The sequence below is a fragment of the Priestia sp. SIMBA_032 genome (assembly GCF_046535215.1).
GTDB lineage: Bacteria > Bacillota > Bacilli > Bacillales > Bacillaceae_H > Priestia > Priestia aryabhattai.
Window position 1 is genome coordinate 441,484 of the sequence record NZ_JAWRXD010000001.1, and the last position, 22,118, is coordinate 463,601.

General features: G+C 39.4%; 23 protein-coding genes. 2 read left to right on the forward strand and 21 right to left on the reverse strand.

Features of this window, described 5'->3' with window-relative positions; genetic code table 11:
* Positions 1-47: 47 nt before the first annotated feature.
* The 11 genes from dinG to SB717_RS02265 all read right to left on the reverse strand — a co-directional run bounded on the left by dinG (position 48) and on the right by SB717_RS02265 (position 10,987).
* Positions 48-2,849: an ATP-dependent DNA helicase DinG gene (dinG, locus tag SB717_RS02215; RefSeq protein WP_074678390.1), complete on the reverse strand. Its 2,802-nt coding sequence runs from the start codon at positions 2,847-2,849 to the stop codon at positions 48-50.
* A 202-nt stretch (positions 2,850-3,051) separates the two neighbouring features.
* Positions 3,052-3,435, reverse strand: a complete 384-nt coding sequence (panD, locus tag SB717_RS02220; protein WP_028407965.1) for an aspartate 1-decarboxylase — start codon at positions 3,433-3,435, stop codon at positions 3,052-3,054.
* Entirely contained in the window at positions 3,436-4,293 is an 858-nt protein-coding gene (gene panC / locus SB717_RS02225) for a pantoate--beta-alanine ligase (protein ID WP_410903128.1), read from the reverse strand.
* Between the two features lies 1 nt (position 4,294).
* The gene (gene panB, locus SB717_RS02230; protein ID WP_028407963.1) at positions 4,295-5,128 is read right to left on the reverse strand and encodes a 3-methyl-2-oxobutanoate hydroxymethyltransferase; all 834 of its coding nucleotides are present in this window, start codon (positions 5,126-5,128) and stop codon (positions 4,295-4,297) included.
* Between the two features lie 272 nt (positions 5,129-5,400).
* On the reverse strand, positions 5,401-6,390 hold the full coding sequence (locus tag SB717_RS02235) for a biotin--[acetyl-CoA-carboxylase] ligase (RefSeq protein WP_335707013.1): 990 nt from the start codon (positions 6,388-6,390) through the stop codon (positions 5,401-5,403).
* Entirely contained in the window at positions 6,375-7,568 is a 1,194-nt protein-coding gene (locus SB717_RS02240) for a CCA tRNA nucleotidyltransferase (protein ID WP_098621483.1), read from the reverse strand. The genes SB717_RS02235 and SB717_RS02240 overlap by 16 nt, the downstream gene beginning before the upstream one ends.
* Positions 7,569-7,583: 15 nt before the next feature.
* Positions 7,584-8,711, reverse strand: coding sequence for an N-acetyl-alpha-D-glucosaminyl L-malate synthase BshA (bshA, locus tag SB717_RS02245; protein WP_410903129.1), 1,128 nt, complete (start codon positions 8,709-8,711; stop codon positions 7,584-7,586).
* Positions 8,712-9,422 carry a bacillithiol biosynthesis deacetylase BshB1 gene (gene bshB1 / locus SB717_RS02250; protein ID WP_074678396.1) on the reverse strand — a complete coding sequence of 237 codons (711 nt, stop codon included), beginning with the start codon at positions 9,420-9,422 and terminating at the stop codon, positions 8,712-8,714.
* A 10-nt stretch (positions 9,423-9,432) separates the two neighbouring features.
* Positions 9,433-9,831 (reverse strand): methylglyoxal synthase, encoded by a 399-nt coding sequence (mgsA, locus tag SB717_RS02255; RefSeq protein WP_013056092.1) that lies wholly within the window; start codon positions 9,829-9,831, stop codon positions 9,433-9,435.
* Between the two features lie 12 nt (positions 9,832-9,843).
* On the reverse strand, positions 9,844-10,644 hold the full coding sequence (dapB, locus tag SB717_RS02260) for a 4-hydroxy-tetrahydrodipicolinate reductase (protein WP_013056091.1): 801 nt from the start codon (positions 10,642-10,644) through the stop codon (positions 9,844-9,846).
* Positions 10,645-10,657: 13 nt separating this feature from the next.
* Positions 10,658-10,987: a nucleotide pyrophosphohydrolase gene (locus tag SB717_RS02265; protein WP_013056090.1), complete on the reverse strand. Its 330-nt coding sequence runs from the start codon at positions 10,985-10,987 to the stop codon at positions 10,658-10,660.
* 312 nt (positions 10,988-11,299) lie between these two features.
* Here SB717_RS02265 and SB717_RS02270 point away from each other — a divergent pair, with 312 nt between their 5' ends.
* The gene (locus tag SB717_RS02270) at positions 11,300-12,166 is read left to right on the forward strand and encodes a YitT family protein (protein WP_013082317.1); all 867 of its coding nucleotides are present in this window, start codon (positions 11,300-11,302) and stop codon (positions 12,164-12,166) included.
* A 29-nt stretch (positions 12,167-12,195) separates the two neighbouring features.
* Here SB717_RS02270 and SB717_RS02275 read toward each other — a convergent pair whose 3' ends face one another.
* The 4 genes from SB717_RS02275 to SB717_RS02290 all read right to left on the reverse strand — a co-directional run bounded on the left by SB717_RS02275 (position 12,196) and on the right by SB717_RS02290 (position 15,424).
* Positions 12,196-12,873: a zinc metallopeptidase gene (locus SB717_RS02275; protein WP_013056088.1), complete on the reverse strand. Its 678-nt coding sequence runs from the start codon at positions 12,871-12,873 to the stop codon at positions 12,196-12,198.
* A gap of 64 nt (positions 12,874-12,937) precedes the next feature.
* Positions 12,938-13,714, reverse strand: a complete 777-nt coding sequence (locus SB717_RS02280; protein ID WP_014460979.1) for a sporulation protein YpjB — start codon at positions 13,712-13,714, stop codon at positions 12,938-12,940.
* An 84-nt stretch (positions 13,715-13,798) separates the two neighbouring features.
* On the reverse strand, positions 13,799-14,815 hold the full coding sequence (locus SB717_RS02285; RefSeq protein ID WP_410903130.1) for a CAP domain-containing protein: 1,017 nt from the start codon (positions 14,813-14,815) through the stop codon (positions 13,799-13,801).
* 189 nt (positions 14,816-15,004) lie between these two features.
* Positions 15,005-15,424, reverse strand: a complete 420-nt coding sequence (locus tag SB717_RS02290) for a CBS domain-containing protein (protein WP_410903131.1) — start codon at positions 15,422-15,424, stop codon at positions 15,005-15,007.
* Positions 15,425-15,609: 185 nt separating this feature from the next.
* Here SB717_RS02290 and SB717_RS02295 point away from each other — a divergent pair, with 185 nt between their 5' ends.
* Positions 15,610-15,969, forward strand: coding sequence for a YugN family protein (locus tag SB717_RS02295; RefSeq protein WP_034653451.1), 360 nt, complete (start codon positions 15,610-15,612; stop codon positions 15,967-15,969).
* Positions 15,970-16,005: 36 nt separating this feature from the next.
* Here the strand turns inward: SB717_RS02295 and ctaG are convergent, their stop codons facing one another.
* From ctaG to cyoE, 6 genes are all read right to left on the reverse strand, one after another.
* The gene (ctaG, locus tag SB717_RS02300; RefSeq protein WP_081350922.1) at positions 16,006-16,944 is read right to left on the reverse strand and encodes a cytochrome c oxidase assembly factor CtaG; all 939 of its coding nucleotides are present in this window, start codon (positions 16,942-16,944) and stop codon (positions 16,006-16,008) included.
* 57 nt (positions 16,945-17,001) lie between these two features.
* Complete coding sequence (ctaF, locus tag SB717_RS02305) at positions 17,002-17,334, reverse strand: cytochrome c oxidase subunit IVB (RefSeq protein ID WP_014460982.1); 333 nt, start codon at positions 17,332-17,334, stop codon at positions 17,002-17,004.
* A 4-nt stretch (positions 17,335-17,338) separates the two neighbouring features.
* The gene (gene ctaE / locus SB717_RS02310; RefSeq protein ID WP_013056081.1) at positions 17,339-17,959 is read right to left on the reverse strand and encodes a cytochrome c oxidase subunit III; all 621 of its coding nucleotides are present in this window, start codon (positions 17,957-17,959) and stop codon (positions 17,339-17,341) included.
* Positions 17,959-19,824: a cytochrome c oxidase subunit I gene (gene ctaD, locus SB717_RS02315; RefSeq protein WP_045293824.1), complete on the reverse strand. Its 1,866-nt coding sequence runs from the start codon at positions 19,822-19,824 to the stop codon at positions 17,959-17,961. The genes ctaE and ctaD overlap by 1 nt, the downstream gene beginning before the upstream one ends.
* 34 nt (positions 19,825-19,858) lie before the next feature.
* Positions 19,859-20,914: a cytochrome c oxidase subunit II gene (gene coxB / locus SB717_RS02320; RefSeq protein WP_410903132.1), complete on the reverse strand. Its 1,056-nt coding sequence runs from the start codon at positions 20,912-20,914 to the stop codon at positions 19,859-19,861.
* Between the two features lie 137 nt (positions 20,915-21,051).
* The gene (gene cyoE, locus SB717_RS02325; RefSeq protein WP_014460983.1) at positions 21,052-21,990 is read right to left on the reverse strand and encodes a heme o synthase; all 939 of its coding nucleotides are present in this window, start codon (positions 21,988-21,990) and stop codon (positions 21,052-21,054) included.
* Positions 21,991-22,118 lie beyond the last annotated feature (128 nt).

The following is a 22,118-nucleotide window of genomic DNA, read 5'->3' on the forward strand; positions in this document are numbered from 1 at the left end:
TCTCAAGTGAAGAAACAGTATGCATAAAAAAAGACTTAAGCGTATGCTCAAGTCTTTTCATTCCACCATTCTTTGTAGTCCAGTAAGATATTCGAAAACGTTTTTTGAACAACCTGGACTTTTGGAAGCGAGTGAAGGAAATGGTACCCATATGCTGTTCGCGTAATACGGTTATCAAAAATAAATATAGCTCCTCGGTCACTTTTGGAACGAATCAACCGTCCAAATCCTTGTTTAAAACGGATAACGGCCTGAGGAAGTGAATAATTCATAAAAGGACTTTTTCCTTCTTTTTTCATCTGCTCAAATTTTGCTGTCAGCAGAGGTTGATTTGGAGATGAAAAAGGAAGTCTGACTATTACGAGACATGATAATAAATCTCCTGGCAGATCAATTCCTTCCCACAGGCTGTTTGTACCTAAAAGAATGGAATGCTCAAACTGGCTGAAGTCCTTTAGCAGTCTATTACGATTTCTAGTTGTGACTCCTTGACCGAGCAGGACAAACTCTTCAAGATCGTTTAACTCTTTTAAATAACCATACGTAGCTTTCAACATATCATATGAAGTAAAAAGCACCAGCATACGGCCATTTGTTACTTTAGCTACGTCAAGAATACTTTCTGCCATCATAGCGCTATACTCATATAATGATACTTCGTTAACAGCAGGCATATCTTGAGGAATATACACTCGAGCTTGCTTCTCATAATCAAACTCGGAAGGAAGAATGAGTTGAGCAGGCTGAAAGTCATATAACCCTAGCTCTTGAATTAAGTAATCGAATGTTCCATTCACCGTCAATGTAGCCGAAGTTAAAATAACGCTTTGTTTCTTAGCGAAAAATTCATCAGCCAGCGTATCGGCAATAGAAGTAGGCTGACTATAGATATACGTAGCATTCGCTGCTCCTTTTGGCTCAATCTCAAACCACGTTACATAATTGCTCTGCTGTTTGAACAAAAGCTTTTCTATTTGCTGAGATATATGCTCAAATCCTTTAACAGCCGTTTGAAATTCATGAAGAGACGACTGTTCATTTTTTGTGACTTTGTCATATAGTTCGTCAAAGGAATGTTTTGCCCCATCATTCCATGTAAAAAGATCGTGAATTAAAAAACGAATGCGCGACGCTGCTTCTTGAATAGCCGTCCAGTAATGCCCATGCTCCTTTTCCACTTTATATCGATAGCTGCTTCTTCCAATCTCGCCCTGCTGATTGCCGATTCTTTTTTGGACAAAAGAATGAATCAAGCGAAATAAGTCATCGCACTCAGAATGAAGCTGCACAAACAGGTTTTGAAGAAGTTCAGTGTTAAGCTCGATGCTATATTTTACAAACGTATGATGAACTTTTTTTAACAGCCCTTTGTCTTGAATAGTTCCGATTCTGTTTAATAGCGCATGAACTGCAAAATAATCTAAGCGCTCTCCCAGTTCTTCTCCGGCAATGTCTTCTAAGTGATGAGCCTCGTCAATAATAATTTGTTCATAATCAGGCAGCAGCTCATGATTACTCATCACATCCATCAACAGCAAGCGATGATTTGTCACTACGATATGGGCATTTTGCGCTCTGTTCTGCGCTCGTTCATAAAAAGAATAAAGTTTCCAAGGATGCTTAAAGTCACTTGGAGACGGATTGCTTTCATTTAGCTGTTCCCAAAAAAGTTTGCCGCCAGAAGGCAGGTTTATTTCATCGCTGTCGCCCGTTTCCGTTTCCGTCAGCCAGATAAGCAGCTTCGCTTTTGTGAGAATCGCATCGTAATTATTATTGCGCTCTTTTAAGAGCTGAATAAATTTTCTTATACTAATGTAGTGTTCTCTTCCTTTTAAAACAGCTGCTGTAACAGGAAACGGAACAATCTTTTCTAGAATAGGCACATCTTTTTCGATGATTTGCTGCTGAAGCGTTACCGTGTTGGTTGAGATAATGACTGGGTGGTGATGAACAGAAGCATAAAACACGGCAGGAACTAAATAAGCGTAGGTTTTACCGATACCGGTCCCCGCTTCAATTAAAGCATGCTCGTTACCTGCAAAGCACTCTTGTACAAAGTTCATCATCTCCCACTGCCCTTTTCGTTCTTCAAACAATGGCAGAGCCTGATGAAACAGCTTTTGCTTTTCAGTTTCAAATATTTCGTAAGTATGAGAGTGCTGCTTTTCATTAGCTGAATGCGGCTGATATTTGTTTAGCGCAATACCATGTATAAATTCATAAGAATCATCCTCAGCATAACTTTTATCATCTATAACTTGTTGAATCAGTTCTCCAATTTCACTTTTAAAGTGCAGGCTTAGCGCATACAGCTGCTTTAAGGTTGTTAGAGGTAGCTTCTTTAATTTCTCAATTAGTAAAAGTAAAATACGTGCCGTTACTTCTGCATCACTATCTGCTTGATGTGGGTTTTCATGTTCAATATGTAAATACTCAGCTAATTGGCTAAGTTTGTACCCATCAACTGTAGGCAGCAGAATCCGGGCCAGTTCGACGGTATCTACGGTTGAATTATAAAGCGTCTCCATCCCGCACTGATAGAGTTCTTCTTGTAAAAAAGTTAAATCAAATGCCACATTATGTGCAACAAAATAAGCATCATCTAGCAATTCTATAATTTTAGGTGAAATTTCTTCAAATAAAGGCGCATCTTTCACCATATCATTTTGAATGTTAGTTAGTTGTGTAATAAAAGGCGGAATATCCATACCAGGATTTAGAAAACTAGAAAAACGTTCAACAATTTTGCCGTTTTCTACTATGACAGCAGCAAATTGAATCATTTTATCTCCTTGTTTTGGAGAATGTCCCGTCGTTTCAAGATCTACCACAACAAAGCGTTTATTCACGGTCAACACCTCGCAAGTCTGTCTTTTTATAGTATAAAGTGAAAGCCTGCTCTATATGCTTTAAAAGCGCAACTCCTTCTCGTGAAAAACAGAGAGGCTTTCATACATAGAAGTTTTACTTTAGTGTGTATAGAGGTTTATACCGTTCACTTACTAGCGTATGTATTCAAATAAAAATCCCCCTCATAAAGGGGGACTGTTCTTATAGAATTGTACCAGCTGGTTCTTGTTTAAGCAATTGTTGGATTTTATTCTGCTCATTCATAATCGCTACGGTTGGATGATGGTGAGCTACTTCTTCATTTGCTACGAGCGCATAAGAGATAATGATGACGATATCTCCAGGCTGCACGAGTCTTGCAGCAGCTCCATTTAAACAAACTACGCCGCTCCCTCGTTCGCCGGGAATCACGTACGTTTCCAAGCGAGCTCCGTTATTATTGTTTACAATTTGCACTTTTTCGTTTGCCGCTATTCCTACTGCGTCGATGATATCTTCATCAATGGTGATGCTGCCAACATAATTTAAGTTGGCTTCGGTTACATGAGCTCTGTGTATTTTAGCGTTCATCATCGTGCGAAACATTTAGTTATCCCCCTGTACGTCTACAATTACATTATCAATTAAACGAGCTTTAGAGAATTGAACGGCTAAAGCGATAATGATTTTTCCAGCGGCTTGCTTAATCGTTTTTAGCTCTGGATACGTATAAGCCTCGATATAATCCACTTTACCACTCGTATGTTGCTCAATTTCTTTTTGAATGGTCTGTTTAATGAGTTCTACTTGCTTCTCTCCGCTTTCAAGAAGCTGCAGAGCGCTTTGTAAACTCTTAAATAAAACAGGTGCCTCTTCTCTTTCTTTATCTGTTAAATATACGTTACGAGAACTTTTAGCTAATCCATCTGCTTCTCTCACCGTATCTACTGCTCTAAGCTCCACGGGGAAATTAAAGTCTTCAATTAAACCATCTACCACAGCAACTTGCTGTGCATCTTTTTTACCAAAGTATGCACGATCTGGTGTTACAATGTGAAAAAGCTTTGTTAGCACCGTGGCTACTCCGTCAAAATGACCGGGACGCTTCTGTCCACACAATACGTCTACACGATCCGTCACTGTTATAGCAACTGAACGGCTTGACTTATACATTTCCTCTACTGAAGGATAAAATAAATAGTCGACGTTAGCTTCTTTTGCCACGCGCTCATCGCGTTCAAAATCTCTTGGATACGTATCAAAATCTTCATTTGGTCCAAATTGAGTCGGGTTCACAAAAATACTTAGCGCCACTACTTCATTTTCTGTGCGAGCTGCTCCAAGCAGAGTAGCATGGCCTTCATGCAAATAGCCCATCGTCGGGACAAATCCAATTGAACGTCCAAGCTGCTTTTCTTTTTTCATCTCCTGCTGCATGTCTTTAATTGTTGTAATGACTTTCATCTTATTTCCCTCCGTACAGTGCCGTTAACTGCTCTTCTTTCATTGAAAAAGTATGTGCTTCTTTCGGAAACTCTCTTTTTTTCACTTCACTTACATACTGAGAAAGCCCCTGTAAAATAGGCTCATTTATTTTTGCAAATGACTGAACAAATTTTGGCACACGTTCGACTCCGTACGTTAATACATCGTGGTATACAAGTACTTGACCATCCGTGTCCGCCCCTGCTCCAATTCCGATTGTTGGAATGCTCAGGCGTTCAGCTACTTGTTTTGCTACTTGTTTAGGAACACATTCTAATACAACAGCAATAGCTCCCGCCTGCTCACACTTGATCGCGTCTTGGATTAGCTGTTTGGCTTCTTTCGCTTCTTTTCCCTGCACTTTATAACCGCCCAGGACACCGACAGACTGAGGAGTTAACCCGAGATGTGCAACAACCGGAATACCAGCTTGCGTCAATTCTGAAATTGTATAAAGAACATCCTTTGCACCTTCTACTTTTAAAGCATGAGCTCCGCTTTCCTGCATAATACGAGCAGCATTTTTCATCGTGTCTTCTTTCGACACGTGATAGGACATAAATGGCATGTCGGTGACGATAAATGTATCAGCAGCTCCTCTTTTAACCGCTTTTGTATGATGAATCATATCATCTACCGTTACAGGAATCGTAGAGTCATATCCTAAAACGACCATTCCTAGAGAATCGCCTACTAAAATCATGTCTACGCCTGCTTCCTCAGCGTACTTAGCTGACGGATAATCGTAGGCAGTCAGCATCACAATTGGTTCATTGTTCTGTTTCATACGTAAAAAATCTAATTTTGTTTTCACTAACTTTCTCCTCCTTCTCAGAGGAGATGAGCGCACGTCTGCACACAAAAAGTCCTTCTACCTATAAAAGGAAGAAGGACTTTGACAGACTTTATCTATAAAAAGCACACTTTACCTAATGTGCTTACCTACGCGTCATCCCTCTGTCCTAGTCCTTAATGGATCAAGGCAGATTTATTGTCGTATTAAAAATAAAAAAACGAGTATCAAGTGAAGTTCTTGCGATACTACCTTGATACTCGTATTATAATAAAAATTTCTTTATTTTTCTACTATTTTTTAGCAGAGAGCTCAATATCTGCAGAATGAATTCGGTGTATAACTCCTTGGTCATCTTCAATCAATAGAACGCCTTCATCCGTTATACCTTTTGCAAAGCCTTCAATGTTGGCTGTCATCGTGCGTGCTATAATTCGCTTGCCAATACTGATCGCATACGTTTCCCAAAGAACTTTAATTAAACCAAAGCCATTTTTTAAGTATTCTTCATAAAGGGTTTCTAACTTTAAGAAAAACGCTTGCATCAAAGCTGCACGATTAATTTCTTCACCTTTTTCAATACGTAAAGATGTGGCAATGTGTTTGATTTGTTCATTAAAATCCGTTTCCTGTTGATTCACATTAATGCCGATTCCAATGATGACCGAATGAATCCGGTCAAAATCAGCCTGCATTTCTGTTAAAATCCCAACTAGCTTCTTCCCATTTAATAAAACATCATTAGGCCATTTAATGTCTGGAGAAAGGTTCGTCACTTCTTGAATGGCCTGTACAACAGCCACTGCTGATAGTAGAGTCAGCTGAGGAGCCTGCTGCGGAGGGATAGAAGGACGCAGTATAATACTCATCCAGGCACCAGTATATTTTGGGGAATACCACGCTCTATCAAGTCTTCCTCTCCCTGCCGTTTGCTCTTCAGCAACTACGACCGTTCCTTCTTTTGCTCCTTCTTGAGCAATTCGATGAGCAATTTTTTGAGTAGAATGCACGCTTTCCTCATAATGAATATACTGACCGATTTTTGTTGTTTGGAGCCCTAATAAAAGCTCGTTGCTGCTTACTTTGTTCGGCTTCCCAACAATGCGATAGCCTTTTTTACGAACAGCTTCAAGTTCATAGCCGTCTTTTCGCAGCTCTTCGATATGCTTCCATACAGCTGTTCTTGAACAGCCTAATAAATCGCTGATCTTTTGGCCGGACACATAGTCCCCATCTGCGTTCGTAAACATTTCAAGCAGCGTTCTTCTTATATCTGACTGCAAGACTGCACCCACTTTCTTATTGAAGATTTCGTGTTCATTAACTCATTGTATAGAACTTTCTCCTCAATTTCTTTTAACAGTTGAGACACCCATGGACCACCCTTTTTACCTGTCCACGCTAAGAGATCTTGACCATTTATATCTAAATCTTTTAAAGAATGAATAGGCAGCTCGTTATAGATGTAAAGAAGCTCATGTTCATTCATATGCTCGTTGCTTCGAAGAAGTTGTAAAATACGGTTCACGCTTACGCTGGCCTGCTCTCCAATTGTATACATGATGCGTTTTGACCATCCATTTTCCAAAACGTCTCGAAGACCAATAGACTGAAGCTGAATATCTTTAATTTGCTTATTAGATAATTTCCAGCTTTTAAAAAATGCCTGCTTGTCTTGAATGTCGAGTAGATGTACCAGAAGTGTCCATGACTCCGATACTCGCTGTAGCATCATCCAATCGTGTGCACAAACAGATCGGAATTTTTGCGGATCTACATTCAATTGGGGCAAGTAGCGATACAGCTCCGTATCTGCTACAAGTGCTAATGCTAAAGACGGACGCTTTCCGCTCAGCATTTTTTCGAATTCAACTGTAATGCGTTCAATAGAAACATGCCTCAGCAGTTCACCGTATTGCTGAATGGCTCTTTTAGTTTGATCAGACAGCGAAAACGCCAGCTGACTGACAAAGCGAACGGCTCTCATCATACGAAGAGCATCTTCATGAAAGCGTTCTTTAGCATTTCCGACAGTGCGAATTAACTGGTTTCGTAAATCTTCTCTTCCATTAAATGGATCAATGATTTCTCCTTTTGCATTCATAGCCATTGCATTGATTGTAAAATCGCGACGCTGCAAATCTTCTATAAGAGACGAAATAAACGTAACGGACGAGGGACGACGAAAATCATCATATTCTCCCTCAGAGCGAAAAGTAGTTACCTCATAGGTCTCGTTCTCATGGACAACGACAACCGTACCATGCTCGATTCCTACATGAATCGTCTTAGGAAAGAGTTCCATCACTTGTTCAGGCCTAGCTGACGTAGCGATATCAATATCTCCAATCGTCCGATTTAAAATGAGATCCCTAACCGCTCCTCCAACAAAATACGCTTCGTAACCGGCTGTCTCCAGTTTTTCAATAATATAAAGCGGATGAATGAACGGTTCTTTCATAACTTCCTCCATTCTTCAACCCTGTACCAATTTATAATAAAGTTTTTCATATTGACTCACAATCTCTGTTGAATGAAATTTATGATTAACTGCGCTTAGAGACGCTTCCCTCATTTGGTGATGCAGCTGTTCATTTTCAAGTAGCTGAATTGCTTTGCTTGCTGCCTCTTCGACATCTCCCACTTCGCAAATATATCCTGTTTTTTCGTGTTCAATTACTTCGGGAATTCCGCCTATATTTGTTCCGATGCATGGAACACCACAAGCCATAGCTTCTAAAAGTACAAGCCCAAAGCTTTCTTTTTCAGATAATAACAGTTTTAAATCGCTAATCGAATATAATTCTGCTACATTTTCTTGTTTCCCCAGAAATAACACAGAATCTTGAAGATTTAGCTCTCTTACTAATTGAGACACAACCGTCATTTCAGGGCCGTCTCCTACAAGCAGCAGCTTAGACTGAAGCTTTTTATTAATAATAGCAAATGTTTTGACTATATCTGTAACTCGTTTGACTTGACGAAAGTTTGAAATATGAATAACGACTTTTTCATTTTCTAATATGCCGTACTCCGCTTTTAAATACTGAACTTCTTTTTTATGATAAACTCGTTCATCAATAAAATTATACATCGTTTCAATTTCTTTATCTGGACTAATTAAATGGTGAGTTTGATCAACAAGTGACTGAGATACAGCCGTCACTGCATCTGATTTTTCAATTCCAAATTTAATTAAATCTTTTAACGATGGATCCTCTCCTAGAACCGTAATATCTGTCCCATGAAGAGTCGTCACAATTTTCACTTCGTGCTCTACCATTTGTTTAGCTAAAATCCCGCAAACGGCATGGGGGATTGCATAGTGCGTATGAATAATGTCAAGCTTTTCTCTTTTAACCACTTCAGCCATTTTACTGGATAAAGCCAGATCATACGGAGGGTATTTAAAGACGGAGTACTGATTTACATCTACTTCGTGAAAATAAATATTTGGATATACTTTCGTCAATCTAAAAGGCATGCTAGAGGAAATAAAATGAATTTCGTGCCCCTTTTCAGCCAGCAGCTTCCCTAGCTCCGTTGCTACCACTCCTGAACCTCCAACGGAAGCATAACATGTAATACCAATTTTTAACTTCATTTATTTTCCACCTACTAAATCGTCGTACATCAAAATCGGTTTTTTAGATAAAAAACCTTCACCGTATGCTACCCCGACTTCTTTGCCAAATAATCGCTCTCTGCTCTCTACCGTTTCAATATATCCGTTTACCAGCGGCGTATCAAACGTATCTGCTGTTTTTATAAATTGACTTTCATAAGCCTCTAGACTAGCTACTTTCTTTTGAAACGTGCTTGATACATCTACGATAAAATCTGGCTTATGAAATCCATTTATCATATAGAAATAAAGAGACTCAGCACGATGAGCTTTTTGCTTTTTATCATCGATATAATTTTTAACGCCCGCAGAAAACACGGCCTCTTCTACAAGTTTTGCACAATTTCCATGATCAGGATGACGATCTTCAAAGTAAGGAGCAAATATAATCCTTGGTTGATACGTGCGAATGACTGATGCAATTTCAGCTATATACTCTGCCTTTAAAACCAAACCTCTGTCTGGCAAATTCAGATGGATTCGCTCATGAACACCTAAGACATCAGCCGCTTTGGTCGCTTCTTGTTTTCGAAGTTCAACCGTTCCATTTGAAGAAAGTTCAGCTTGCGTCAAATCGCAAATAACTACCTTCAAACCTTGTTCACTCATTCTTGCAATGGTTCCACCCATGCCGATTTCTACATCATCGGCATGGGCACCAAAGGCAAGGATATCTATTGTTTCTTTCATTATCTTCACCCTATTTTTTTATAATTGAACGCCAATGCAAATCGCCTCGTTCAAGTCCATGAATTAAAATCTCTGCTGTTCCCATATTTGTTGCAAGAGGAACTGCATAGACGTCACAGAGACGCATCAGAGCTGAAATATCAGGTTCATGGGGCTGAGCTGTTAACGGATCGCGGAAAAAAATAACCATATCCATTTCATTTTGAGCAATTAAAGCTCCTATCTCCTGATCTCCTCCGAGCGGCCCTGATTGAAAGCGGTGAACCTTCAAACCTGTTGCTTCTGAAATACGCGTTCCTGTTGTTCCTGTTGCGAACAGCGAATGTTCCTGTAAAATCGCTTGATAGGCTGTTGTGAATTGTACCATATCATTTTTCTTTTTATCATGTGCAATTAAGGCGATTTTCATTTTTCTCGCTCCTTAGTCAATAATATTTTCTAACCCATATACAAGTGTGTCTACGTTCATAACTGTATCAACAGCTAGCTTCACACCTGACATAAAAGAAGCACGGTTGTATGAATCATGACGAATTTTTAATGTTTGTCCAAATCCTCCGAACATCACTTCTTGGTGAGCAATCAGTCCTGGCAAACGTACGCTATGTAGGCGGATTCCTTCATAATCTGCACCGCGTGCTCCCTCTAGCAATTCTTTTTCCTCAGGATGACCTTGTTTTTTTGCTTCACGAACTTCACTGATAAGCTCCGCTGTTTTTAAGCCTGTTCCTGATGGTGCATCTAACTTTTGATCGTGATGCATTTCAATAATTTCAACATCATCGAAGTATTTAGCTGCCATTTGTGAAAACTTCATCATTAAAATAGCGCCAATCGCAAAATTAGGTGCAATGATACAGCCAAGCTCTTTCTCTTCAGCAAGCTGCTTTAATTCTTTTAAATCTTCTTCTGAAAAGCCCGTTGTTCCTACGACAGGTCTTACTCCATATGTTAGGGCTGTTTTAGTATGAACGCGCCCAATTTCAGGTGTTGTCAAATCAACTAAAACATCTGCCTTAACGTCTTGAAAACATTTTTCAATATCCGTGTAGATTGGCGCTTGTACATTTGGCATTCCTTCAATATCACTTATGTATTTTCCCTCATTAATACGATCTACCGCTGCTACTAATTCAAAATGCTCTGTTTCTTCTATTAATAATACGGCTTCTTTTCCCATACGACCTCTTGGTCCTGCAAGTACAATTCGAATTTTGTCCATTCTTTATCTCTCCTTAGTCTTCTTTTTTCGTCCAGCGATCTTTGTCACGCGTATTAAATTTATTCATAACGCGATCATGCGCTTCTTGTAAATCGATATTTAATGAATTTGCAAAGCAAATTAATACAAATAAAATGTCGCCCATTTCTTCTTCGACCGTACGTTCTGCTTCAGTCGTTTTCTTCGGCTTTTCACCATAATAGTGGTTAATTTCGCGCGATAATTCGCCCACTTCTTCCGACATGCGCGCAAGCATAGCAAGAGGACTAAAATATCCTTCTTTAAATTGGCTAATATATGCATCAACTTCTTGCTGCATTTGCTCCATCGTTTTTTTTGACATCTTTTTATTTCACCTCTTTTAGAAGTACACTCAGCTTACTATTATAACATCTTTACTTCAAATTATTTAGTGTAATTACTTCTTCTTACCAAGCCTTTATCAGATGCTCTTTCACAATATTCCTCATGTTTCCCTTAATTCTCAAAAATCTGTCTATATTTTACGAATTGAGGATACTACTAATACATAGCACTAGAAGAAACGTCATCACTTTTTACTATTTTCAAAAATCTTTTCGATAGTTATTTACGAAATGAAATATATTCCTTTATGATAAGGTAGTGCAAAAACGGTCATAGGAGGTTTGTAAGTATGAAAGGTCTCAGATTAAAAAATATTATTTTTATACTGCTTGGTGCTGCCATATTTGCGTTTGGACTTGTCAATTTTAACATGCAAAACAATTTAGCTGAAGGTGGATTCACAGGCATCACCCTGCTTTTATTTTTCTTATTTAACATTGATCCCTCTTATTCTAACTTAGTGTTAAATATTCCTTTGTTTTTTGTAGGATGGAAACTATTAGGGAGAACAGCCTTTATTTATACCATGCTCGGAGTCGTCAGCTTATCACTATTTTTATGGATATTCCAGCGTTTCCCGGTGAATATGCCCCTGCGCCATGATATGACTCTAGCAGCTCTTTTTGCCGGTGTTTTTATTGGAGTGGGTCTTGGTATTATTTTCAGGTTTGGAGGAACAACGGGAGGAGTCGATATTATCGCACGCGTTGTTCAAAAATATATCGGGTGGAATATGGGGAAAACGATGTTTCTATTTGACTTTATTGTGATTAGTGCGTCTCTCATTTATTTATCCTACCGAGAAGCTATGTACACACTTGTTGCAGTCTTTGTCGCTGCACGGGTTATTGACTTTATGCAAGACGGCGCGTATGCCGCCAAAGGCGCAACGATCATTTCAAATCATAACGAAGCCATATCGGATAAAATTATGAAAGAAATGGATCGAGGCGTGACGATTTTAAAAGGACAAGGTTCTTTTTCTAAGCAAGATACCAACGTGCTATACTGCGTGGTTAGTAAAAATGAAATTTTCCGTTTAAAGCAAGTTATTACTTCTGTAGATCCACACGCATTCGTTGCAGTTACCGATGTTCATGATGTCTTAGGCGAAGGATTTACCCTTGATGAAAATAAAAAGCCGCTTGAAAGATAAAAAAATACCGCTAATGCGGTATTTTTTTATTAGTCGTCGTTATTCATTCCTGTATAAATCATGATTAAACGAACCAGCTCAAGAACTGCTACTGCTGCGGCTGCTACGTATGTTAAAGCCGCTGCGTTAAGCACTTTGCGCGTCTCGCGCTCTTCGTCATTTCGAATCGCTCCGACTGAGACGATTTGCGTCATCGCTCGGCTTGAAGCGTTAAATTCAACAGGCAGTGTTACAACTTGGAATACGACCGCTGCTGCCATGAAGATAATACCTAACAATAGCAACGGCTTAATCGACGCGATAATTCCAATCATAATTAAAATCCAAGAAGCGTTTGATCCAAGGCTTGCCACCGGTACAAGCGAGTGGCGAAGACGTAAAAACGAATAGTTTTCTTTGTCTTGAATCGCGTGTCCCACTTCGTGAGCCGCAACGGCAGCACCTGCGACAGACGTTCCGTAATAGTTGTCTTCTGACAAACGAATGACTTTTGAACGAGGATCGTAGTGATCGGATAAAAATCCGCCTACAGGCTCTACGTGAACGTTGTACAACCCGTTTTCATCTAAAATTTTTCTTGCTACTTCTGCGCCTGTCATTCCTGATGAGTTGCTTACTTGTGAATATTTTTTGTAAGCACTTCTCACCTTAAACTGTGCCCAAATTGGCACAAGGATAATAATGAGAAAATAAATCAAAAAGCTCATTTACCCACACCTTTCATTATATGTTTGACTACTCTTTTATTTTAGACAATTCTGCGCTTTTACGTCAATCATTACGCCCTCTGGCTGACTTTCTTTTCTGGTCAGCGAAATATTTTCGCGCTCCTACATAAAAAAGTGTAGCAATAATAATACTTCCGGTGGTAATTGTAACCCAAATAAAAGACGGGTCTGTACGATTTTCTTTTACTTGTTCAAAAAAATCTTTTAAATTTTGTTCCATTTGGTTAAACTGCTCATCGTTAATCTCACTTAGCGTTCCTTCAGTTTGTAAAAAGTGAACGTCCGCGCTCACACGCTGTACGTAGGGAGACGACACGTCTACCTGCGCGCTCGGTAAGATCATATCATATTCCTTCAAAAATTGCTTAAGCTGCGCTTCATAGGCCGCTTGTTCTCCTTTTACCGCTTCATTTCGCATCTCTTTAAATGTTGCTAGCATACTGCCTTCGAGCTCAGTCCACATAGGCTGATGCTTGCTGTGCAGCGCATCGACTAATAATCGAAATTGAGTAGCTTTTTGAAGACGTTCTTCATCACTGGAATCAGAAGATAAAAGAGACCTTTCTACCTGTTCATAACAAAGAGTTAAAATACGTATATCTTCGGCCGATACGCCCAAAGAAGCTGTATTGAGACTGGTAAATTCATTCGAAAAGTTTCTGAACAAATGTTGGGCTGCTTTATACTCCTTTTGCTCTACAAGCGATAGCGTTTGATCAGATAAGTTATCAAGCTTTTCCCACTGCCCTTCAGCTGCATGTACAGTAGTCGTATATGCAAAGAAAAGTACGAGCAATATTCCTACTATTCTTCCTTTCATTCTCGTCCCTCCTCTAACCTCTACTAAAACTTATGAGAAAGAGGACAAGAGTAGACCTATTTTCAAAAGGAAGTTTTAATCTTACTATTCATTCATCGGAGTGATAAAGTTTTGCGTATAATATTTCTCATATACACCTACACCAAGACGCGTAAACTCTTTATTGAGTAAAGCCTTACGATGTCCCTCACTATTAAGCCACCCTTCAACCGCAGCGATTCCATCCTGATAATTCGAGGCAATATTTTCGCCCGCTATACGGTATACTACCTCACCTTTTTGCAGACGGTTGCCTAAATCACCTTGTGCTGGTGAAACGTGAGAGAAATAGTTTAAATCACTCATTTCTTTACTGTGTAAATAAGCTACTCCGGCAGTGGCTTCGTCCCAAGCTAAAGGTGACAACTGAAACCGGTCTCGAATTACATTTGTAATATCGATAATTTGCTGCTCTTCCCCTTCTTGGACACTTTTCCACTCCTCTGCTGTCAATGACGGAGCTGTAGGAAGCTCGCCGCGATAAACAATTTCGTACGGACGCTGTTTTAATAGCGTCTCCATGTCCATAATTCGAATACTTGAGATTGTATTAAGGAACTGATCAAAATATAGTTGGACGTATACATCTCCATATTTAATAATTGGACGCATTTTCATATCTTCTTCACTCAGACGAAATCGGTATTCATTTCCGTCTTTTTGAAGCGTGAGTTGGGATGAAAGTGAAACTCTTTTTTCTACTTCCTCTCGATTCTCACCAATCTCAAAAGGATCTGTATTTGTTTTTGAGCCAATGACGTATACAGATACGACTTGATTATTTTCTACTCCTACCTGCGCATATGTTTGACGATTCTTTTTGTAAATCCACCAGTCATAGCCATATGCAGAAGAATCAATACGATCCGGCTCTCCAAGCATTCCAATTAACTGTTCTGAATGATCTCCAATGAGCTTCATCATATTTTCATTTTGTTTTTCATAAGAAGCCACTTCTTGTGTGGGCTGACTTTTGGAATCCGTTTGGTTTTGCTCACTATTTTGACCCGTTAGATATTTTTCTAGCTGAGGTAAATAATCCTCCGCGTATACAAATGCCACTATTAATACGAGAATAAAAATAACTTTTTTCAGCTTTTCTTCCTCTCCTTACACCTGTTTTCTTTACCTGTTTAACTTATTTTTATCTCTATTATACATGCATTCAAAAAAAAATAGCTATTGGTATGAAGGAAACAAAAGAAAAAGCCAACTATTTACGAATATCCTGCAAACAGTTGGCTTCGCTTTTTAATGCGGTTGTTCTGAAATGTCTGAGAGCGCTTCTCCTGCGCGTTCATTTGCATAGCGAAACGTTGACAAATCACCTAGCGATACAATCCCTACTAGCTTTTGATTTTCCACAACAGGAAGACGACGGATTTGATGTTGAGCCATAAGCTTAGAAGCTTCTTCTACAGAGGCTTCTGCTGTAATAGTGATAAGCTCTTCACTCATAACATCCGTTACTTTACTTGAATTTGGCTTCTTTTCTGCGATGCCTTTTATAACTAAGTCTCGATCTGTAATCATTCCTACTAGCTGATTTCTATCGACAATTGGAATTGCTCCTACATTCCATTCCTTCATTTTCACTGCTACTTCATATACGTTATCAAGCGTGGTGCATGTTTCCGTATCAGCTGTCATTACCTCTTGTACAGTTTTCATTGTTTCATCCTCCTTTACATCGTGTGCTCGTTTTATAGTGTGACCAACTTTTTAGTAAACTTTCGTATTTAAAACGTTTAAATAAAAATAGATAACGTTTACATTTTTCCTTATTAGATATTGCAAGTTTTATCCATTCGGCTTATGATTTAATTGGGGTATATCTGTTTTGGGAGGGAGTTCATATGAAATTTGAATATGCAAAATTTGATTCATTAAAGGTTGATTTAGATTTATTAGATGAGATTATGCATCAATTTGGTCTGGTCCGCGCCGGACAATGGGATTATGAACGCGTCACGTACGATCGAAAATTCGAGTTTCAGCGAGATACCTTCTATTTGCGAGTCCAAGGACATGCTATTTCAGGCGATGTAGGGGGCAGGCATGCTGTTATTCACCTTATGACACCTCTGCTAGGCAAACATTATTATCCTCACGGTGTAGAATATGGAGACGGCGAATACTTTCCACCATCTCTTGTAGAACAGTGTGAAAAGATATTAGCACAAATCAAATCACAGCTTGAAACCGTTCAGCTATAGAATTAGAAAAAGCGCAGTAATCACACTGCGCTTTTTTTAATTCAAAGGAGGAGTAGTCGAAAATTCCTTTGGTTTTATATCTTGAGGCTCAGTAAAATCGGGCATGTACGTATCTTTCTCTCGTTCTTTTCGAGCCCACTGAAAAAAAATAAATCCTAAAACCGTTCCATACACAATTTCTTGAATAATCTTCATAATAACGCCGCCTAGCTGCTGATCTTCCACGGGAGGCAGCGTATTAAACATCTCGGGAGCAAGCTGCCCTAAACTTGCAATCATAGAAGGCGGTACACAAAGGGAAAGAGCTTGTACCCAAGCGCTTGAGTCTGTATACGTTGCATACAAAGAATGGTTTGCAAAAATAATCAGCGCGCACGCTGGAGTAAGGAGTACACCATCTGCAAAAATGTATCCAAGCTTTTTTAAAGAACTTAGCGTTTGTTCTTCTTCTAGCTGATTAACGAGTGGCCACCACATACAAAATGCAGCGATAAATAATACAACACTCACGATTCCGTGAAGCGTCATATCCGTTTTAATAACATCAAAAAGCAGCGGAATATGATACAAAGAAAATAACCCATTAAATAATAGTAGTGCAATTAGGGGCTTTGTAAAAAATTTAAAAACAGGTTTAACCCCTCTTACATAAATAACAGAACGAGCTAACCACGGCGGAATTCCTAAAATAAAAAGCGGAGGAATCACCAAGTAAACAATTGCCATTTGCGTCATATGAGCACTAAACATAAAATGCCCCAGTAAATCTACAGGTCCTCCTTTGCATATATATAAAAGAACCATGCTGATAACAAAATACGCTTTTGTTTTTCTGTCTACGGCCGCCGCTCCTATAAAATTCCCTCTCCATCTACCAACGATGACAAAATATAAGACGGTCACCAGACAAATGGTTAAAAAATAGTAAGGACTCCAAAGTGCTTCAAAACCAAACATCTGCAAATTGTTAATCAACGTCTATTCCTCCTTCTACAGATGATGAAAAGGACTGGCGTATGCCAGCCCTTCTCTTTACCACCAAATAATGGTTACAAAAGCTAAAATGGTTAAAAGAGCTACCAATACGCCTGAATACAAGAAAAATGCTGGTATGGTATGTCCTTTGTGGTTCATATGCATGAAATAATAAAGTTGAAAGATGACTTGAACAACAGCCAAGAGCACAATCACCGGCATAATGTACCATCCGCTAAACTCTTGATAAACCGCAAAAAAAGCAATTAGTGTTAAAAACAACATCATCGCAAAAGAGATAACTTGCATCTTCATATCTTCTGCGTTTCTTTTTTTACGATACTCTAAATTGAGCCTTGGGTTATCTGAGTTTGATTGATTTGTCGTCATCAGCTTATCCCACCATTCCCATTAAATATACAACCGTGAAAATAAAGACCCACACAACATCGATAAAGTGCCAGTATAAACTTGCGACATAATATTTAGGAGCGTTATATAAGTTTAGCCCTCGCTTCGCATTTCGAATCATCAAAGAACCAATCCAAAGCAATCCGAACGTTACGTGAGCTCCGTGTGTCCCAACCAGCGCGTAGAAAGAAGAACCGAATGCGCTGCTTGTAAACGTATGCCCTTCATGAACATAATGCCTGAACTCATAAATTTCTAGCCCTAAAAACGCTAAACCTAAAAGCCACGTAACGCCTAACCATAGCTGCATCTTTTTAAATTCAAAATTTTTCATATGATACATAGCATATACGCTTGTTAGTGAACTTGTTAATAAAATCATGGTGGCTGCAAAAACAAGCTTAATATCAAACAATTCTTCTGGCTTAGGCCCTGACATCGTTGAATTACGCAAAGCTAAATAAGTAGCAAAAAGTGAAGCAAACAAAACCGTCTCTCCGCCTAAAAAGAGCCAAAAGCCGGTAAATTTATTTTTCCCTTCAAGCGTTGCTTTTTCAGGCGAAGCAGGGAAAGTTTCAGCAGTTAGCTTTTGTTCAGTCTCCATTACATCTTCGCCTCCTTGTCATCATCAACTAAGTCCTCTTTGTGAATATGAAAGCCGTGATCATCAATCCATGAACGGAAGAACATCGATAAAAACATGACAATCATTCCGATAATCCCTACAACATCTCCCCACGCATGATCATTTCGATACAAAAAGCCAATCCCTGCAATAAACATTCCAAGCGATATCATAAATGGAATAAACGACGAGTTTGGCATATGAATATCACCAAGAGGTTCGGCTGGCGTCATTTCTTTATTTCCTGCCATTTTTTCAATCCAATATGCATCTAACCCGCGTACAAGCGGCGTTTGTTTAAAGTTATACTCTGGAGGCGGAGATGAAATAGCCCATTCTAATGTACGTCCGTCCCCCCAAGGGTCTCCTCCTACTCTTTGTCCTTTGGCAGTTGTTTTTATAATGTTAACAAGTAAAATGAGCGTAGCAACCGCCATGAAAGCAGCTCCTGATGAACTGATTGCATTTCCAAGGTCGAGACCTTGATTAGGCAAGAACGTCCATACGCGGCGAGGCATCCCCATTAGGCCTAAGAAATGCTGAATAAAGAACGTTAAGTGGAAACCAATCAAAAAGAGCCAGAACGTTGCTTTGCTTAACTTTTCATCTAACATCTTCCCAAACATTTTTGGCCACCAGTATGTGACACCTGCTAATATAGCGTATACGACACCGCCTACGATAACGTAATGGAAGTGAGCGACGATAAAATAAGAATCTTGAAATTGATAATCTGCAGGTGCTACAGCTGCCATAACTCCTGTTACTCCTCCGATAACAAATGACGGAATAAAGGCGACAGCGTAAAGCATTGGAGACGTAAACTCAATACTTCCTCCCCAAAGCGTAAACAGCCAGTTGAAAATTTTAATTCCAGTTGGAACGGCGATGGCCATCGTAGCGACAGCAAAAATGGCATTTGCAATCGGACCAAGTCCGGTTGTAAACATGTGGTGAGCCCACACCATGAACCCTAAAAATCCGATTAATACGGTAGCAAAAACCATCGACGAGTACCCGAATAATCTCTTTCTTGAAAAAGTAGGTAAAATTTCCGAGAAAACACCAAACGCTGGAAGAATTAAAATATATACTTCCGGATGACCGAATATCCAGAAAAGATGTTCCCAGATAATCGTATTTCCACCCATTGTGGCGTCAAAAAAGTTTCCGCCGAACAAGCGGTCAAAAATCATTAAAAACAATCCAACCGTCAGTGCTGGAAACGCAAACAAAATAAGAGCTGATGCAACAAACGTCGTCCACGTAAACAGCGGCATACGCATATAAGTCATACCTGGCGCCCTCATGTTAATGATTGTTACGAGAAAGTTGATACCTGAAATCAATGTCCCGGCTCCGGAAATCTGCAAACCTATCGCATAAAAATCAATTCCGTGACCAGGCGACGCAATAGACAGCGAAGCATATGATGTCCAACCTGCATCAGGTGCTCCTCCTAAAAACCAGCTTAGATTTAAAAAGAGTCCCCCAAAGGCAAACAACCAAAAACCTAACAAATTTAAAAATGGAAATGCTACATCTCGAGCTCCGATTTGCAGCGGAACAACTGCATTCATCATAGCAAAAAGAAGCGGCATGGCAGCTAAGAAAATCATCGTTGTTCCATGCATTGTTAAAATTTCATTATACGTTCCTGCACTAACAAAGTCATTGCTTGGTATAGCCAGCTGAATACGTATAAATAGCGCTTCCACTCCTCCGACTAGAAAAAAGATACCGCCGGCAATTAAATAAAGAATGGCGATTTTCTTATGATCAACGGTTGTCATAAAGTCCCAAATTGTTCCACCTACACCCTTCTTTTGACTGAGTGTACTCATCGTTAAACCTCCCCTTTTAAAAACGACTGGACGTTTATTTTTCTTTTAAACTCATTAAATAGTCTGCTAGCTCATTCACTTGTTCATCAGTTAAGTCAGGATATGTACCACTCATCTTATTACCCGGCTTAACTTTTTCAGGGTCTTTTAACCATTTTTTGATATTTTCCTTGTTGTGAGGAAGCACTCCAGCTACACGCTCACGTTCAGAAAAACCGGCTAAGTTTGGCGCTTGACGAGCTTGCTCTGGACGATTGTCTTTGACGTCAACAGCATGACATCCGATACAGCTTTCATTAAAGACCTCTTGACCAGCTTTTGCGGATGCTGTTTCTACATCAGGCTTTGCCTTTTTCAAATCTTTTGCCCACGTATCAAATTCACTGCTTGATACAGCCCGTACTTTAAAGTCCATAAGAGAATGAGATGGACCGCAAAGCTCAGCACATTTTCCGTAGAAAACCCCGTTAGCTTCCTTCGATTTTTTAGAATCAAACACTAGCCAGAATTTATTATCATTTTCTGTGTTAGCATCGAGCTTTCCTCCAACTGAAGGAATCCAGAATGAGTGCTTGACGTCAGAAGCTTTAATATTAAAGTAGACTTTTTTATCCGTTGGAACAACTAGATCTTGGGATGTAATAATTTTTTGATTAGGATACTCAAATTCCCACCAGTACAAGTTAGCACGCACATTTACTACGACAGCATCTTTGTCCTTCATTCCCTTTACGTCCGCTAGCTTAAATGTTGAGATGACCGTTGGAACAGTCAAAATAATCAGCAGCAAGATAGGAATCACTGTCCATATAATTTCTAACTTTCTGCTCCCCTCTACCTGCTTTGGAATCACATTCTCTTCGCCTTTACGACGACGAAAGCGCAGAATAACAAATATAAAGATAATGGTGACAACAATAATAACTAAAACCATGATGGCTGTACTAAGCAGCATAAGCGAATATTGTTCTTCAGCTACCTCACCTGCAGGCTTAAGTGTTGACAAAAACGGTTTTCCACAGGCCGATAACACGAATGCAAGCAGCGTAAATAACGACAAAACGCGAAAGTTCAATCGCCATTTTTTCATACCATTCCCCAACCTCTCTTTCATTGACGTGATTTCATCTATGCCCTCTTGAGCATAAAACTTATTCCTTCTATAATGAATTCTACATGTAGAAGAAATCCCCCTTGTGCAGTGTCGCATTCAGTGAAAGATTTTATCTAGGCAAAAAGCGTTGCGACAATCATTGAGACAAATAAAATAGTTAAATAGTTTAGTGAGTAGACAAACATCATGCTAGCCCACTTTGTGTCTTCTTGTTTATTGTATTGAGCAAATCCTAAAAATAGCCATCCTATGTTTAAAACAGTGGCCAAAATTAGAAATGGAGTGCCTAATTCGTATAAATAAAGAGGTAATGGCAACAAACAAGCAATCCAAATGAGAATCTGTCGTTTTGTAAGCTCAAAACCGTGTACAACAGGCAGCATAGGGATTCCCGCTGCTCGGTATTCCTCACATCTTCGCATAGCAAGAGCTAGAAAATGAGGCGGCTGCCAAATAAACATGATTAAAAATAATACCCAAGCCACTACATGTAAATTGGGATCGATAGCGGCCCATCCAATTAAAGGCGGGACAGCGCCTGATATACTTCCGATTACTGTATTAATTGTGTATAGTCTTTTGGACCACATGGTGTAAAGAACTACATATGTAAGTATTCCTGCTAATCCGATGAGAGCGGCTACGGAAGAAACAACTAGTAGCATAAGCAAGCCGGTTAACGTCAAACCGATTCCAATCCCAAGGACCGTCAAAGGTGTAAAACTCCCTGTCACTGTAGGTCGTCCCTTTGTTCGTTCCATTAAAGGGTCAATGTCACGATCTATGTAATTGTTCAAACTGCATGAACCGGCGATGATAAGTGAAGAACCTATTAAAGTAAAAAATGCTTTATCCAGGTTTTCTAAGAAGTGTTGTTCGTTGAAGAAAAGAGCTAGCCAAAAACCAGTAAAGGTGGTGATGAAATTTGAGTTGACTATTCCGATTTTAATCGTAGCTAAAAAATCTGACCAAATGGAACTATTTTCGCTTACATGAGCTGTGTTAGGCGATGCAGAAAGCGTTGAATCTTCCACCATTTTTGAATCTTCCATGGCGCTTCCTCCTTTACTCATCCACAGACTTTTATCTAGTAAATAAAGAGTCTATAAATGAAGGCGTTTTCAACATATTTTTACAAAAATTTCCTCTTCGTTCACAAAGAAGTCATATTCCTCTCACC

Excerpts from the sequence above, each read along its gene's own strand:
- bshB1 (WP_074678396.1), bottom strand. The coding sequence starts at position 9,422 with ATGAAAGAAACAATAGATATCCTTGCCTTTGGTGCCCATGCCGATGAT.
- SB717_RS02270 (WP_013082317.1), top strand. The coding sequence starts at position 11,300 with ATGAAAGGTCTCAGATTAAAAAATATTATTTTTATACTGCTTGGTGCT.
- SB717_RS02280 (WP_014460979.1), bottom strand. The coding sequence starts at position 13,714 with ATGAAAGGAAGAATAGTAGGAATATTGCTCGTACTTTTCTTTGCATAT.
- ctaF (WP_014460982.1), bottom strand. The coding sequence starts at position 17,334 with ATGACGACAAATCAATCAAACTCAGATAACCCAAGGCTCAATTTAGAG.
- SB717_RS02275 (WP_013056088.1), bottom strand. The coding sequence starts at position 12,873 with ATGAGCTTTTTGATTTATTTTCTCATTATTATCCTTGTGCCAATTTGG.
- SB717_RS02290 (WP_410903131.1), bottom strand. The coding sequence starts at position 15,424 with ATGAAAACTGTACAAGAGGTAATGACAGCTGATACGGAAACATGCACC.
- SB717_RS02240 (WP_098621483.1), bottom strand. The coding sequence starts at position 7,568 with ATGAAAGAACCGTTCATTCATCCGCTTTATATTATTGAAAAACTGGAG.
- panD (WP_028407965.1), bottom strand. The coding sequence starts at position 3,435 with ATGTTTCGCACGATGATGAACGCTAAAATACACAGAGCTCATGTAACC.
- ctaE (WP_013056081.1), bottom strand. The coding sequence starts at position 17,959 with ATGGAGACTGAACAAAAGCTAACTGCTGAAACTTTCCCTGCTTCGCCT.
- coxB (WP_410903132.1), bottom strand. The coding sequence starts at position 20,914 with ATGAAAAAATGGCGATTGAACTTTCGCGTTTTGTCGTTATTTACGCTG.
- bshA (WP_410903129.1), bottom strand. The coding sequence starts at position 8,711 with ATGAAGTTAAAAATTGGTATTACATGTTATGCTTCCGTTGGAGGTTCA.
- cyoE (WP_014460983.1), bottom strand. The coding sequence starts at position 21,990 with ATGGAAGATTCAAAAATGGTGGAAGATTCAACGCTTTCTGCATCGCCT.
- ctaD (WP_045293824.1), bottom strand. The coding sequence starts at position 19,824 with ATGAGTACACTCAGTCAAAAGAAGGGTGTAGGTGGAACAATTTGGGAC.
- SB717_RS02295 (WP_034653451.1), top strand. The coding sequence starts at position 15,610 with ATGAAATTTGAATATGCAAAATTTGATTCATTAAAGGTTGATTTAGAT.
- panC (WP_410903128.1), bottom strand. The coding sequence starts at position 4,293 with ATGAAAGTCATTACAACAATTAAAGACATGCAGCAGGAGATGAAAAAA.
- dapB (WP_013056091.1), bottom strand. The coding sequence starts at position 10,644 with ATGGACAAAATTCGAATTGTACTTGCAGGACCAAGAGGTCGTATGGGA.
- SB717_RS02265 (WP_013056090.1), bottom strand. The coding sequence starts at position 10,987 with ATGTCAAAAAAAACGATGGAGCAAATGCAGCAAGAAGTTGATGCATAT.
- mgsA (WP_013056092.1), bottom strand. The coding sequence starts at position 9,831 with ATGAAAATCGCCTTAATTGCACATGATAAAAAGAAAAATGATATGGTA.